Raw genomic sequence first — 13,763 nt, forward strand, 5'->3', positions numbered from 1 at the left:
GCGTGCCTCGTGTCGCTGTGGAACAAGGAGTCGGGCTGGAACTATCAGGCCCACAACCGCTCCAGTGGCGCGTTCGGCATCCCGCAGGCGCTGCCCGGCAGCAAGATGTCGACGGCGGGTGCCGACTGGCAGACCAACCCGGCGACCCAGATCTCGTGGGGTCTCGGGTACATCTCGGGTCGCTACGGCACGCCGTGCGGCGCGTGGAGCCACTCGCAGTCGGTCGGCTGGTACTGATCCGCGGCGACAGACGCACGTCGCGGAGACCCGTGGACGGCGCCGAGCCCGCTGACGGTGCGCAAGGCGGCGTCTGCTATTCCGCCTCGGGGACCGGCGTCTGCTGGTAGAGCGCGAGCCGCCAATCGTCGCGGTCACGGATGTACACGCTCGACATGAGGGCGACGAAAGCGGGGCCGCCCGCGGCGCGGAACGCGCGTCCGGTGTAAACCAGTGCCGCCGCGTCCGGTCCCAACGGAACAAGGCGCTCGTCGCGGATCTCGTAGCTGCCCCACGCCGGCGCGTCGCGGAGGGACGCCACGACGGCGTCACGGTCGAGGACAGAACCGTCGGCGAGCGCCATGACGCCATCGGGAGTCATGATGCGGCCGTAGAACGCGCCACCGGATCCGTCGCACAGCGACGTCCAGCCCGCTTGTTCGAGTCGCAGCAGGTCGGCGATGTCAATGGTCATGGTTCGAGCGTCCATCGCGCGAGGGCCCTCGGCAAGGGGCTTGCGCGTCTACGCCACGAGCCGCCCGCTCGTACGTCCAGGTCGGCCGCTCGTACGTTCAGAAGGGCGCGTCGGCATCCGCGGACGGGCGGAACACCGGGACTCGTCGCTCGGGCTCCACGACGTAGCGCCTTCCCGCGGGGGACGTCCACTCGAGCGCGCCCCCGGTGTCGGGCACCTGTCTCACCTGCCAGCCGCCGTGGTGTTTGACCCGGTGGTGGCCTCGGCACAGTGGCGCGAGGTTGTCGAGGGAGGTGGATCCGCCGTGCTCCCACGCCACCGTGTGATCGATCTCGCACCGCGACGCCGGCATTCCGCACCCCGGGCCCATGCACCGCTCGGCTCGCCACGCGACGATGCGCCGAAGTGACGAGGGCGTGCGGTAGAGGTCGCGCCCGACCGAGAGCACCGCACCGGTCTCGGGGTGGGTCAGGATCCGCATCCAGCCGTCGGCGCCGCCGCACAGCTCGCGCGCCCGCTCCAGCGGTACCGGCCCCAGACCCTCGACCACGGCCGGTTCCACCCCGGCCGCAGCGCGGGCGGCGTCATCTTCCGTGAGCAGCGCGAGTGCCGGCACGGTGACGACCACGTTCGCACGGATGCCACGCGCCTCGACCGGGTGAAGATCGGTGCGCCCCTCGATCAGCAGATTGCACATCACGTCGGCGCGTGCCTGATCGAGCGTGCGGGTCTCATCCTCCTGCGCCACGATCACCTTCGCGATCGCGGCGGCGCGACCGTCGATGGCGCGGACCTCGACAGCCGGGATGTAGAGGTGCAGCCACGCCATCCCGTCGTCGACGTGCTCGATGACGGACCGTCGCTTGGCGAGAGCCTCCTCGTGACGTTGCGCGAGTGTCACCGATCGAGCGTAGTCGATGAGCTTGCGCAGTGACCGGCGGAACGTGCCGACCTGCTGCGACTCCGCCAGTTCGAGCGCCCGAGGCAGGAGATCGTCACGCAGATCGGGCTCGACCTCGTCCAGGCCGCTCACCAGGATCTCGGCGTGACGCTCGGTCATCGCGGCCCGCCCCAGTGAAGCCAGCACCGCCGGGTACCGGTGGACGAGCGCCTCCGCCCGCCGGAGCAGCTCACCGGCCGCGTGCTCGGTGATGCGCAGCGCTGCCGCCAGCTCGAGCCGCACGCCGCGTTCGATCACCTCGGTGAGTTCGCGGCCGTGGCGCGCGGCATCCTCGAGCGCCACACGTCGCATCGCGTCCACGCGCGCCAGTCGCTGCGCCGCGAAGATCGCCATCATGTCGGCCACCTCGACCACGAGATCGAGCGCATCGGGCACCGGGATCTCGAGCGCGGGGTCGATCGACATGCCTTCAGACTACGACTGGGCTCCGACATTCTTTCGATGTGTCATGAACGAATCCGGGGCGATATATCGCTCATTTCTCCGAAATCCGGGCCATTGCCCGCAGAGCGATGGTCCCGGTGGGTAGCCCTCCCACCGGGACCATCTCGCGCGATCACGGGAGTCTGTACGGCGACCCGACCGCCGGTGCTCTACCGCTTCGCGTGTTGTGTGTTTCCTGCTCTCTCAGAGTAGGAAGGTCGACGGATTCCTGCTGACCCTTGACACTCCCCCGCCCCCAGTGATAGCCACGGACGGGCCTCTGCACCGGTTCTGGCGCGCGTTCTACGCAGGCGACATCGTGCCGCCGACGCGTGCCCGGCAGCAGCTCCGAGGGGGCGTGGCCGGCGATCGGGCCCGTCGGCGCAGCGATCGACGAGGCCGTGGCCTGAAAAGTCGTCCGGCTCAACGCGCGGCGCCGGAGAACTGCTGCATACCGAGCACGCCGAGGAGGCGGATCTTCTCCTCGGCCTCGCTGCGCGGCTCGGGGGTGAGAACGAGGAGCGCCTGCGACCGGTCCTCGGTGAAGAGCACCTGGCAGTCGACCTCGATCGCGCCGACCTCCGGATGCAGCAGCACCTTGTGGTCGGCGAAGCGCTGCGCGACCTCCTGCCTCTCCCACAGCTCGCCGAACTCGGCACTCCGCCGCGCGAGCTCTGCGACCAGCTCGCCCGCCTGGGACGACGCCCCCATCGACCCGTACGCCGCTCGCAGCCCGGCGACGAGCGCGCGACTGTGGCGGGGATGGTCGCTCTCGGGGTAGTGGAGCCGCTCCGTCTCGGGACGCACGAACCAGCGCCACGGTTCGTAGCGGTCCCATCCCGTCGCGCCGACGTGATCGCCGAGCAGAGCGGCGGCGAGCGAGTTCTGCACGAGGGTCTCGCCGAGCGTCGAGATGACGAGCGCGGGCGTGTCGGAGAGGCGGTCGAACACGCGCAACAGCGGCGGCGCCACGTGCCCCGCCGGGCCCATCCGGTCGGGAACCGCGTGCCCCGCCATCCGGTACAGGTAGTCGCGCTCGTCGGCGGTGAGCCGCAGCGCGCGGGCGAGCGACGCGAGCATCTGGGTGCTCGGCTGAGGTCCGCGCTGCTGCTCCAGTCGCGTGTAGTAGTCGGTCGACATCAGGGCGAGCTGCGCGACCTCCTCGCGCCGCAGCCCGGGTGCCCGGCGGCGCACGCCCTCGCTCAGCCCGACGTCGGCGGGCTGCAGCTTCTCGCGGCGGCTGCGGAGGAACTCGGCCAGGGCTTCGCGATCCATGGGTCCATCATGCGCGCGCGGGACCGAGGCATCCAGGGACTCCCGCTCCCCCGATAAGCGCTCTCTGCCACGCCGCACGCCCGAGTCGAACACTCGAAGCATGCGAATCGACGGAAACACCATCTTCATCCCCGGCGCGACGAGCGGCATCGGCCTGGCCCTCGCCGAACGCCTGCACGAGGCCGGCAACACCGTGATCGTCGGCGGGCGCCGCCGCGAGCTCCTCGACGACATCGCGGCGCGGCATCCTGGAATCGACACGGTCGAGATCGACACGACGGATGCCGCGTCCATCGCCGCAGCCGCGTCCGAAGCCATCGCGCGCCACCCCGAGCTCAACGTGCTCGTGACGATGGCGGGCATCATGCGCCTCGAGGACTGGACGACCCCGGAGGGTTTCGTCTCGACCGCCGAGGCGACGGTGACGACGAACCTGCTCGGACCGATCCGCCTCATCGGCGCGTTCGTCGAGCAGCTGCGGTCGCAGCCGGAGGCCACGATCATGACCGTCTCGTCGGGCCTGGCGTTCGCGCCGCTGCGCGTGACGCCGACGTACAACGCGACGAAGGCCGCGATCCACATGCTGAGCGAATCGATCCGCCTGCAGCTGGCGGGCACGTCGGTGCGCGTCGTCGAGCTCGAGCCGCCGTCGGTGGCGACCGACCTCATGGCCGGGCAGCGCCAGAGCCCGTTCGCGATGCCGCTCGACGAGTTCGTCGACGAGGTCGTGCAGATCCTGCGCGACGAGCCCGATGCCACCGAGGTGCAGGTCGAACGTGTGAAGTTCCTGCGCTACGGCGAGGCTCGCGGCGACTACGCGAGCGTCGTCGAGACCCTCAACCGCCTCGACCCGCACGCCGCGGCATAGCCCGGCTGCGACTCGACGAAACGGACCGACGATGACGGATGCATCGTGCGCATCCACTTCGACGAGCGCAGCCGCATGTTCAACGGCGAGCCCGACGGAACCGTCGAGCTCCGCGGCGACCGCATCGCCGGATTCACGATCCCGCCCGTTCACTGAGCGCACGGCCCCGCTGCGTCCGCCGTAGCGGGGCCGCGCTGTCGGACCCACCCGGTACCGTCGACGCATGAGGTGCGTCGCGTTGCTGCGAAACGTCAATCAGGGCCAGCGGGGTCACCCTTCGACGGCCGACATCCTGGGCGCCTTCGAGGACGCCGGATGCCTCGGCGCCGTGCCCTTCCAGAGCAACGGCACCGTCGTATTCGAGGCCGACGATCCCGCGACGGCCGCCGAGGCGGTCGTGGCGTCGATCGCCGCGCGCGCGGGCCTGGAGCGCGACTGCTTCTGGATCCCGTTCGACGATCTGGTCTCGGTCGTCGACGAGCACGGCGCCACTCCCGACCCGCATCGGCACGAGTTCACCCTCCACAGCGGGGGCACGATCGACCCGGCCCACCCCGACGTGGCGAGCGAAGCCGCGTACCGCCGCTGCGAGCTCGTCGCCACGGGAGCGGGCTGGGCACTGACCCGCAACGAGCGCGACGGCGACGGCAACGCCACGCCGGTGATCGAGCGCGTGACCGGCGGCCAAGCGACTTCGCGCGGCCTTCGGACCGTCGTGCGCCTCGTCGACCGCTTCGCGACGGCGGAATCCCGCCGCTGACCCCGTCGAGGCGCCCGCTACCCGAGCGCCTCGACCGCCTCCCGCCACAGCCCCCGCAGGCGCCGGTTGGGCTCGGGCGCGATGCGGTTGCCCGAGCGGAACTGGAACCGCCAGGCGACCTCCGGTACGACCACCTCGAGCACGTCACGCGGCACGCGGTCGCTCTCGACAACCAGCTCGTCGAACGCGACCGCGACGAAGCTCGCGGTGCGCCGCGGGTCGGCGAAGTGCACGTCATCGTACGGGTGGGTCAACACGATGCCGTGGCCGATGAGCCCGTACGACCCGCCCTGCCGCAGCAGCCAGGCATCGGTGCCGGGCTTGACCTCGCGCCTCGATCCCACTGACCACTGCGTGGCGTACGGCGTGCCCCCAGCGACGCCGGCAACGACGCCGGCGTAGGTGCCCGGCCATTCGTCCCACAGGGTCGGATTCCAGCCCATGATGATGCCGGCGTCGCGCCAGTGGTCGGATGTCTCGGCCATGCGCCCGACCCTAGTCCGATGCGTCGCGCCGGCGGTCGGCCTCGACGGCCGCGAAGAAACAGTGGTTGCGGGCGCCTCGGTTGTCAGGGCACAGCGGTGCGCTGCACGGCGGCGAGCGCCTTCATGCCGTGAACGATTCCACCTCCCGCGCGCAACGCGGCGGTGATGTAGGTCGTCTCGGCAAGTTCCTCCTCGGTTGCACCGTATTCCACCGCAGCCCGGGCGTGTCCTTTCAGGCAGGCATCGCACTGGGTGGTCAGGGCGACACCCAGTGCGATGAGCTCGCGGTACTTGCGCGGGATCTCGCCCGCGCCGTTGAAGACCGCGTCGTCGAATGCGACGAACGCGGCCCCCATCTCGCCGGCGAGGTCTCCGAGGGGTGCGGGGTGGTTGTGCTGCGTCATGGAGGTTCAGCTTCCTGTCGTGGGTCGAGGGTCAGTGCTCGTGCGCGAGGGAGCCGGGGCCCGTGGGTGCCGGCATCGGGAGCGCATCGAGGTCGGGATAGCTGTCCGGAACGAACTCCTCGCCGGCTGCCACCACGAGTGTCGGCCGTCGCAGCACGGTCAGGTCGGTCGCGGGATCACCCGCGACCCCGATGAGATCCGCGGACAGTCCGGGCCGGAGCGCGCCGATCTGATCGTCGAGCCCCATGGATTCCGCCGACATCACCGTCGCGGCATGAAGCACCTCGTCAACGGGCAGACCGACCGCGGCGAGCACCTCGAGTCCGGCGGCGTAGGCGTGATGGGGAGCGCGGTCGATTCCAGCATCTGTTCCCGTCACGATGCGCACCCCACGGGACCGCAGTTCACGCACGACCGTCGCGAAGTGATCCACAAACCCACGGGTGCCTGCGCGGAGCATCTGCCACGCGAGAACATTGAGCGTGAACGACACGTACACTCCGCGCGCCGCGATCTCGTCGGCCACCTGCGGGTCGAAGCTCAGGCTGCCGTCGGATGCGACGAACGTGCAGTGCTCGAGCGCATCGATCCCGCTTCGCACAGCATTGCGGATGCCTTCGATCCCGTGCGCGTGAGCGACCGTCCTCTTGCCGAGGCGGTGGGCATCGCCGACCGCCAGCGCCAGCTCGTCCTGTGAGTACTGGGCGAACCACGGGGCGCTGCCCTTGGTCATGAAGCCACCGGTCGACATGATCTTGATCGAGTCGACACCGTGCTCGTGGTGTCGCCGAACGGCCTTGCGCAGCTCGTACGCGCCGTCGGCCTCTCCGCCCATGAACCAGCAGTGGCCACCGGTCGGTGTGAGCGGTGCGCCCGAGACGACCAGCCGCGGACCGCGCGCATCCCCCCGCACGATCGCGTCGCGCACGACAACGTCGAGGTAGCCTCGCGCGCCGAGGTCGCGCGCGGTGGTCACCCCCGCGCTCAGGAGCTCACGCGCACTGCGAAGCATGAGGACGAGCTGCTCGGCATCGCTTTCTGCCATCATCCGCTCGACCGGGTGCGGGCCTCCGTCGAAGCCGAGATGCACGTGCGTGTCGACCAGGCCGGGCATGATCGTCCCGTCGACCCGCACCCGGACAGCTTCCGCGAACGACGGGGGGATGTCGCGGGTCGGCCCCACCCACGCGATGAGTCCTTCGTCGTCGGTGACGACGCTCGCGTCCGGAATGGTCCCGGCGGCGGAGTGCGTGCGCACCCGAGCGGCGGAGTAGATCTTCGTCACGACATGACCTCTGCGAACGTCGCCGCGGCGGCGAGGGCCTCGGCGTACGCGGGGTCGGGATCCGGAACCTGTACCGGATCCGGAGTGAACTCCGCTCCCCGCGCGAGCACATGTCGCACGTCGCGCACGGCCGAGATGTCGGCGAGGGGGTCTCCACCCACGACGATCAGGTCGGCCGAGGCGCCCGGCACGAGTTCTCCGGCGACACCGGTCAGGTCCAGTGCGGCGGCGGCCCGCGACGTCGCGCCGACGAGCACGTCCTCGATGGGGATGCCGAGGATCACGGAGGTCTCGAGCCCGCCGGCATAGCTGGAGTGCGGCACCCCGTCGATGCCGGAGTCGTTGCCGGCGATGAGCTGCACGCCCCGCTCGTGCATCAGCTTGATCGGAGGCTGGAACGCCGGATTGCTGCGCATCATCTGCGGGAGGTTCCAAGTGGCGGTCGCACACACGTGGATGCCGCGCGCGGCGATCTCGTCGATCAGGGCGATGTCCGGCTCGACGACGGCGCCTTCGGCGACGAACGTGCAGTGCTCGATCGTGTCCACGCCCGCAGCGACGGCACGTTCGATGCCTTCCACGCCGTGCGCGTGCGCAGCCACCTTCTTGCCCAGGCGGTGCGCCTCCTCCACCACCGCGGCCATCTCCTCGACCGAGAACTGGGCGAACCACGGCGCGCTCTTGGCCGTCATGAACCCGCCGGTCGCGTTGATCTTGATGAGGTCGACCCCGGCCTTGTGATGCGAGCGCACGAGCTTGCGCAGCTCGTCGGGCGAGTCGGCGCGGCCGTGGTTCTGCCACGTGTGACCCCCTGTCGTGGTGATCTGCGCTCCGGCGACGAGCATGCGCGGGCCGCGGACGAGTCCCTCCGCGACCGCATCCCGCACCTCGATGCTGAGGTTGTCGCGGGCCCCGAGATCGCGGACGGTCGTGACCCCGACGCTCAGCAGCTCGCGCACCGACGCGATCATGACGGCGACGAGGTTGGGTGCCGAGCGTCCGAACGATCGCTTCTTCGTGCCGGCCTTGCCGTCGTACGACAGGTGGGCGTGCGATTCGATGAGCCCAGGGAGGATGGTCGCCCCGGGGAAGTGCCGGGCCGGTGCCCCCGCGTACGCGACGGGAAGCGCGTCCGCCGCCCCCACCCAGGCGATCTCCTGGCCCCGCACGACGACCACGCCCCCGGCGATCCTCGATCCCGCGGTGCCGCACCACACGGCATCCGCGCTGAAAACAGTGAAGTCGTCGCTCATGCGACCAGCTCCCTTCCCGGGATCGATGTCAGCAGCTCGCGGGTGTACGAATCGGCCGGCGCGGTGAAGACCTGCTCGGCGTCGCCGCACTCGCGCAGCACGCCGAACTGCATGACGGCGACCCGGTGCGAGATCTGACGCACCACGGCGAGGTCATGTGAGATGAACAGGATCGTCACCCCGAGATCTCGCTGCAGCTCCGTCAGCAGGTCGAGCACCTGCGCCTGCACCGAGACGTCGAGCGCGCTCGTCGGCTCGTCGCACACCAGGAGCTCGGGAGACAGTGCCAGCGCTCGCGCGATCGCGACGCGCTGCCGCATGCCGCCGGAGAGCTCCTCCGCACGCCGCCGCGCCGTCTCGGCGGGAAGCGAGACCCTGTCGAGGAGTTCCAGCACGCGGGCACGCCGCTGTCGGCGGTCGCCCACCCGGAACGCGCGCAGCGGCTCGTCGATGATGGATGCCACGGTGAACCGGGGATCGAGTGAGGCATACGGGTTCTGGTAGACCACTTGCATCCGTCGCCGCAGCCACCGAACCTTGCTCGGCGTGAGTTCGGAGGTCGGCGCGCCGTCGATATACACCTCGCCGGATGTCTGCTTCTCGAGCTGCAGGACGATGCGCGCGAGCGTCGACTTGCCCGATCCCGACTCCCCGACGAGCCCGAGGGTCTCACCGCGGCGGATGTCGAGGCTGACGTCGTCGACGGCGGTGAGGACGCCTCCGGCGGGCAGGTGGAACTGCTTGGTCACGCGATCGAGCCTGATGACGCGGTCGTCCACGCCGTCGGCGGCCGGCGCGGGTGCCGCCTTCACGGACGGCGTCGACAGGCTCGGCGCTGCTGCGAGCAGCTTCTTCGTGTACGGATGCCGGGGGGCGGCCATGATATCGACCGCGGGCCCCTCCTCGACGATCTCGCCCTTGCACATGACGACGATGCGCTGGGCGCGATCGGCGGCGACGGCGAGGTCGTGAGTGATCAGCAGCATCGCCGTGCCGTGGGCGGCGATCATGCCATCGATGTGGTCGAGGATCTGGCGCTGCACCGTGACGTCCAGAGCGCTCGTCGGCTCGTCGGCGACCACGAGACGCGGTGTGCAGGCGAGGGCCATGCCGATGAGAACGCGCTGGCGCATGCCACCCGAGAGCTGATGCGGATACTGCTCAGCACGCGCCTTGGGGTTGGTCAGGCCGGATTCAGCGAGGATGCGGATCGCTTCCCGCTCGGCATCCTTCCTCGACAGGCCGCGGTGGACGCGCAGCGGCTCCGAGACCTGCGGCCCGATCTTCATCACCGGGTTGAGCGACACGGTGGGGTCCTGCGGGACGAGACCGATCGCGTCGCCGCGCAGATTCCGCCAGGCACGGTCGCTGAATCGGGCGATGTCCATGTCGTCGAACATCACAGTCCCCCCGCTGATGCGGCCGTTGTGCGAGAGCATGCCGATGAGCGACTGAGCGACCGTCGTCTTTCCCGAACCCGACTCGCCGACGATCGCCACCACCTCGCCGGGCGCGATGTCGAGCGAGACACCGTGGACGACCTCCCGCGTGACACCGCGCGAGGTGTAGGAGATCCGCAGGTCGCGGACGCTGAGGAGGGGCTGAGCGCTCACTGGCGGCCGCCTTTCTCGAGTGCGCGCGCGACGCGGTTCGTCGCGAGCACGAGCAGGGTGATGACGATGCCGGGGAACGTGACGAGCCACCATGCCGTCGCCATGAAGTCGCGTCCTTCCGACACGAGGCGTCCCCATTCCGGGGTGGGCGCGGGAGCCCCGTAGCCGAGGAAGCTCAGGGCGGAGACGGCGAGGACCGCTGTGCCGAACTCCAGCGCAGCGACCGCGACCACGGATCCGGCCGAGTTCGGCAGCACGTGACGGAAGAGGATCGTCCACCAGCGGCATCCGGACGCTCGGGCGGCCTCGACATACAGCGACGTGCGCACCCGCAGCACGTCGGCTCGCATCAGCCGAGCGAAGTTGGCGACGCTCGCGAGACCGACGGCGATCGCGACGTTGACGAGGCCGTAGCCGAGGATCGTGATGAGCGCCATCGACAGCAGCAGCGCCGGAATGGCCAGGACGACGTCGACGACTCGCATGAGCACGTCGTCGACCCAGCGGCCGAAGAATCCGGCCGCGAGCCCCAGGAGCGATCCGACGACGAGCGCCACACCGACGGCGATGAGGATGGCCTGGATCGAGTAGCCGGCGCCGTACACGACTCTGGCGTACAGGTCACGTCCGAGTGCATCGGTGCCGAAAAGGTGGGCAGACGACGGCGGAAGGAGGCGATCGCTCACGTCTCCGGTGAGCGGGTTGGCCGCGGTGAACAGCGCGGGGGCGATGACCCAGATCGCCACGACCGCCAGGAAGGCGATGCTGACCAGGAGGCCGGGCTGCCGCGCGACCCAGCGCGCTGCTCGCGTGAGCGCGGTCGGCTCGGCGACCGGCCGGACGCGTTCCGCGGGGACGGCTGGGGCGACCTCGGTCGCCTGCGGGCTGATGATCGTGGTAGCCATGTCAGGCCGCCTTTGCGAGTCTCGTGCGGGTGGGGCGGAGGCTCTGCCGGATACGCGGGTCCAGCAGGGGGTAGAGCAGGTCGACGATCAGCGTGGCGGCGACGAAGACGATCGCCGAGAAGACGACCACCCCCATCACGACCGGGATGTCCTGGGTGTTGACGGCGTCCACGGTGAGGCGCCCGAATCCCTGCCGGCCGAAGACCGTCTCGATGACGACCGCACCGCTCAGCAGGGCGCCGAAGATCATGCCGACCATCGTCAGCACAGGCAGGAGGGCGTTGCGAACGGCGTGGCGGAGCATCGATGCCATCCGCGATGCGCCCTTGGCGCGAGCGGTGTCGAGGTACGGCTCGGCCATGACCGTGCGCAGGCTCTTCCCGAAGACCTGGGCGATCATCGCTGAGACCGGGATCGCCAGCGCGATCGCGGGCAGCACGGTCGATGAGAAGCCGTTGTTGCCGAAGGCGGGGAACATCCGAAGACTGAACGAGAAGAGCTGGATCAGCACGAGCGCAGACCAGAACGTCGGGATGCTGGCGCCGACCGACGGCAGCGAATAGAGGAGCTGGCGCAGCGGTCCGAAGCGGGTGTAGGTGGCGAGGAAGCCGAGCAGCATCCCAATGACGATCGCGATCGACAGACCGAGCACCGCGATCGCGACGGTCGGCGGCAGCGCGGTCGAGAGCATGTCCGTCACGGGGAGTCCGGTCTGGTACGACGCTCCCCAGTCCCCCGTCGCCATCGCGAACAGCCGGGTGAAGTACTGCACGATCGCGGGTTGGTCGAGTCCCATCTCGGCGCGCAGCTCCTCGAGCTGCTGCTGACTGGCTTCGCTGCCGCTCTCTCCCTGCAGCCCCCCGCTGGCGATGATCTCGGCGGGATCGGAGGGCATGAGGTAGAGGATGATGAAGCCCAGTGTGAAGGCGGCCCAGACGACAGCCGCTGCCTGACCGACGCGGCCGGCGAGATATCTGATCACCTGTTGTCCTCTCGTGTGGGAAAGCTGAGGGAAGCGGGCGGGGCGGCCGGTCCAACGGCTCCGGCCGCCCCGCCCGGCCTCACGGCGTCATCCAGGTGTCATAGAGGTCGAGTCGACTGGATGCCTCGAACTCGAAGGCGTTGACCCCGTCGCGAACGGCGTACCCCTGGGCGAGGGCGTGCAGCGGCACCACATACGCGTTGTCGAGGATCACCTCTTGGATCTCGTTGGCGATCTCGACACGGGCGTCAGGGTCGGGCTCCGCCGCCTGCGCTTCCAGCAGCGACTGCAGCTCGGCGTCAGCGAATCCGTACCAGTTGGCGCCGGCGCTGCTGAGGCTCGAGCGCAGCACGTCGATGTCGGCGCGCGTGAGGTTGCCCACCGTCGCGTCGAACGCGCCGTCCTGGATCGCGGTGAGGAAGTCCGCCGTCGTCACCTGGGAGATGTTCAACCGCAATCCGAGCTCGGCGTACGCCTGCTGCAGAAGTTCGACCACGGGGCCGTCGAAGAAGTAGGGGAAGTCGAGTTCGAGCCGCTGACCGTCCTTCGCCCGGACGCCGTCTGCGCCCTCGACCCAGCCTGCCTCCTCGAGAAGATCCGCGGCGGCCTCGGGGTCGGCCTCGAAATAGGAGGTGTAGTCCTCGGCGCCGGGAGTCGTCGAGGTGAGCACCCCCGGCGTCTCGGCACCTGTCGGACCGAGCACGGCCAAGGCGTCCTCCCGGTCGACGCCGATCATCATCGCCTTGCGCACAGCGGGGTCGGCGCCGGGGCCGGAAGCCAGGTTGAACATCACCGACACAGCGAAACCGGGGTTGGCGCGTGTCACGAGGCTGAAGCCGTTGCCGGAGACGGCTGCCTCGTCCTGCTGCTGGACGTTGTCCATAGCGTCGACCTGTCCCGACAGGAGCGCACCGGTGCGGACGCTGTTCTCAGGGAGGACCTGGAATGTGACGGAGTCGAGGTAGGCCTCACCCTCGTGCGCTGCCGACGGCGGCGCCCAGTCGTATCCGTCGCGCCTGGAGAGCACGGTGGCGTCGTTGGCCGTATAGCTCTCCAGCACGAAGGGCCCTGTGCCGACGATGCCGGCGCCGCAGCGCTCCTCCGCTGTCATGGCCGCGGTCGCGCTCGAGACCATGCCCATCGCGATGTTGGACGTGGCCTGCAGGAATTGTGCGTTCGGCTGAGCGAAGGCGATCTCGATGGTCTGCTCGTCGAGGACCGTCGCGCTCTCCAGTCCGGCCAGATACGGGCCGGCGACCGGTGCCTGTGCGCCGAGTGCGATGATCCCGTCGATGTTCTCTTTCACGACCTGCGCGTCGAACGCGGACCCATCGCTGAAGGTCACGCCGTCACGCAGCGTGAACGTGAACGCGGTGCTGTCCTCGTTCACCTCCCATGACTCAGCCAGCCACGGCTCGATCTCACCCGTCTCCGGGTCCTGCTCGGTGAGCGAATCCGTGAGCTGCCGGGTCACGCTGAGCGAGACGTTGGTCCCGATCTGCTGGTTGTCGATGCAGGTGGGGTCGAGGTAGGTGCCGACGATGAGATCTCCGCCGGAAGCCGGCTCGGTGGACGTGCTCGCCATCGTGCTGTCCGCGGCAGCGGCGCATCCGGCGAGCACGATCGCCGCGATGGCACTCACGACTGCTACGGCGCTCGACCTGCGCAGGCGGCTGCCTTGAGTGTTGAGGGGGTGGTGCTGCATGACTACTCCTCGGGTGGAATGGGCCGGGATTGCAGGGATCGTTCAGGTGGGACAAGGGCGCGAGACGCCTGAATTTCTCAACAGTGTGTTCAAGCTACACAGCCGGATTTCAACGCAAGCCACAAATGCGCAGCTTTTACAAGCGGTTTACAC

General features: G+C 69.5%; 14 protein-coding genes. 3 read left to right on the forward strand and 11 right to left on the reverse strand.

Annotated features, from left to right (window positions below):
* A partial coding sequence (locus EIO58_RS02025) for an aggregation-promoting factor C-terminal-like domain-containing protein (RefSeq protein ID WP_446723855.1) occupies positions 1-237 on the forward strand: 237 nt, incomplete at its 5' end.
* 76 nt (positions 238-313) lie between these two features.
* Here EIO58_RS02025 and EIO58_RS02030 read toward each other — a convergent pair.
* From EIO58_RS02030 to EIO58_RS02040, 3 genes are all read right to left on the reverse strand, one after another.
* A complete protein-coding gene (locus EIO58_RS02030; protein ID WP_127818029.1) occupies positions 314-691 on the reverse strand; it encodes a nuclear transport factor 2 family protein in 378 nt (125 codons plus the stop codon).
* 97 nt (positions 692-788) lie between these two features.
* The gene (locus EIO58_RS02035; protein ID WP_127818030.1) at positions 789-2,057 is read right to left on the reverse strand and encodes an HNH endonuclease signature motif containing protein; all 1,269 of its coding nucleotides are present in this window, start codon (positions 2,055-2,057) and stop codon (positions 789-791) included.
* A 441-nt stretch (positions 2,058-2,498) separates the two neighbouring features.
* Complete coding sequence (locus EIO58_RS02040) at positions 2,499-3,350, reverse strand: helix-turn-helix transcriptional regulator (protein ID WP_127818031.1); 852 nt, start codon at positions 3,348-3,350, stop codon at positions 2,499-2,501.
* Positions 3,351-3,450: 100 nt separating this feature from the next.
* Here EIO58_RS02040 and EIO58_RS02045 point away from each other — a divergent pair, with 100 nt between their 5' ends.
* Both EIO58_RS02045 and EIO58_RS02050 read left to right on the forward strand, forming a co-directional pair.
* Positions 3,451-4,218, forward strand: a complete 768-nt coding sequence (locus EIO58_RS02045) for an SDR family oxidoreductase (protein WP_127818032.1) — start codon at positions 3,451-3,453, stop codon at positions 4,216-4,218.
* A gap of 223 nt (positions 4,219-4,441) precedes the next feature.
* Entirely contained in the window at positions 4,442-4,978 is a 537-nt protein-coding gene (locus EIO58_RS02050; RefSeq protein WP_127818033.1) for a DUF1697 domain-containing protein, read from the forward strand.
* A gap of 17 nt (positions 4,979-4,995) precedes the next feature.
* Here the strand turns inward: EIO58_RS02050 and EIO58_RS02055 are convergent, their stop codons facing one another.
* The 8 genes from EIO58_RS02055 to EIO58_RS02090 form a co-directional block, all read right to left on the reverse strand.
* On the reverse strand, positions 4,996-5,463 hold the full coding sequence (locus EIO58_RS02055; RefSeq protein WP_127818034.1) for a hypothetical protein: 468 nt from the start codon (positions 5,461-5,463) through the stop codon (positions 4,996-4,998).
* An 83-nt stretch (positions 5,464-5,546) separates the two neighbouring features.
* Positions 5,547-5,867, reverse strand: coding sequence for a carboxymuconolactone decarboxylase family protein (locus tag EIO58_RS02060; protein WP_205789091.1), 321 nt, complete (start codon positions 5,865-5,867; stop codon positions 5,547-5,549).
* Positions 5,868-5,898: 31 nt separating this feature from the next.
* A complete protein-coding gene (locus EIO58_RS02065; protein ID WP_127818035.1) occupies positions 5,899-7,152 on the reverse strand; it encodes a metal-dependent hydrolase family protein in 1,254 nt (417 codons plus the stop codon).
* Positions 7,149-8,405 carry an amidohydrolase family protein gene (locus tag EIO58_RS02070; protein WP_127818036.1) on the reverse strand — a complete coding sequence of 419 codons (1,257 nt, stop codon included), beginning with the start codon at positions 8,403-8,405 and terminating at the stop codon, positions 7,149-7,151. The genes EIO58_RS02065 and EIO58_RS02070 overlap by 4 nt, the downstream gene beginning before the upstream one ends.
* The gene (locus EIO58_RS02075; RefSeq protein WP_240658526.1) at positions 8,402-10,018 is read right to left on the reverse strand and encodes a dipeptide ABC transporter ATP-binding protein; all 1,617 of its coding nucleotides are present in this window, start codon (positions 10,016-10,018) and stop codon (positions 8,402-8,404) included. The genes EIO58_RS02070 and EIO58_RS02075 overlap by 4 nt, the downstream gene beginning before the upstream one ends.
* Positions 10,015-10,923 carry an ABC transporter permease gene (locus EIO58_RS02080; protein ID WP_127818038.1) on the reverse strand — a complete coding sequence of 303 codons (909 nt, stop codon included), beginning with the start codon at positions 10,921-10,923 and terminating at the stop codon, positions 10,015-10,017. The genes EIO58_RS02075 and EIO58_RS02080 overlap by 4 nt, the downstream gene beginning before the upstream one ends.
* A 1-nt stretch (position 10,924) precedes the next feature.
* Positions 10,925-11,905 carry an ABC transporter permease gene (locus EIO58_RS02085; protein WP_127818039.1) on the reverse strand — a complete coding sequence of 327 codons (981 nt, stop codon included), beginning with the start codon at positions 11,903-11,905 and terminating at the stop codon, positions 10,925-10,927.
* 79 nt (positions 11,906-11,984) lie between these two features.
* Entirely contained in the window at positions 11,985-13,610 is a 1,626-nt protein-coding gene (locus tag EIO58_RS02090) for an ABC transporter substrate-binding protein (protein WP_127818040.1), read from the reverse strand.
* Positions 13,611-13,763 lie beyond the last annotated feature (153 nt).

Source organism: Microbacterium sp. CPCC 204701 (genome assembly GCF_004010105.1).
Lineage (GTDB): Bacteria > Actinomycetota > Actinomycetes > Actinomycetales > Microbacteriaceae > Microbacterium.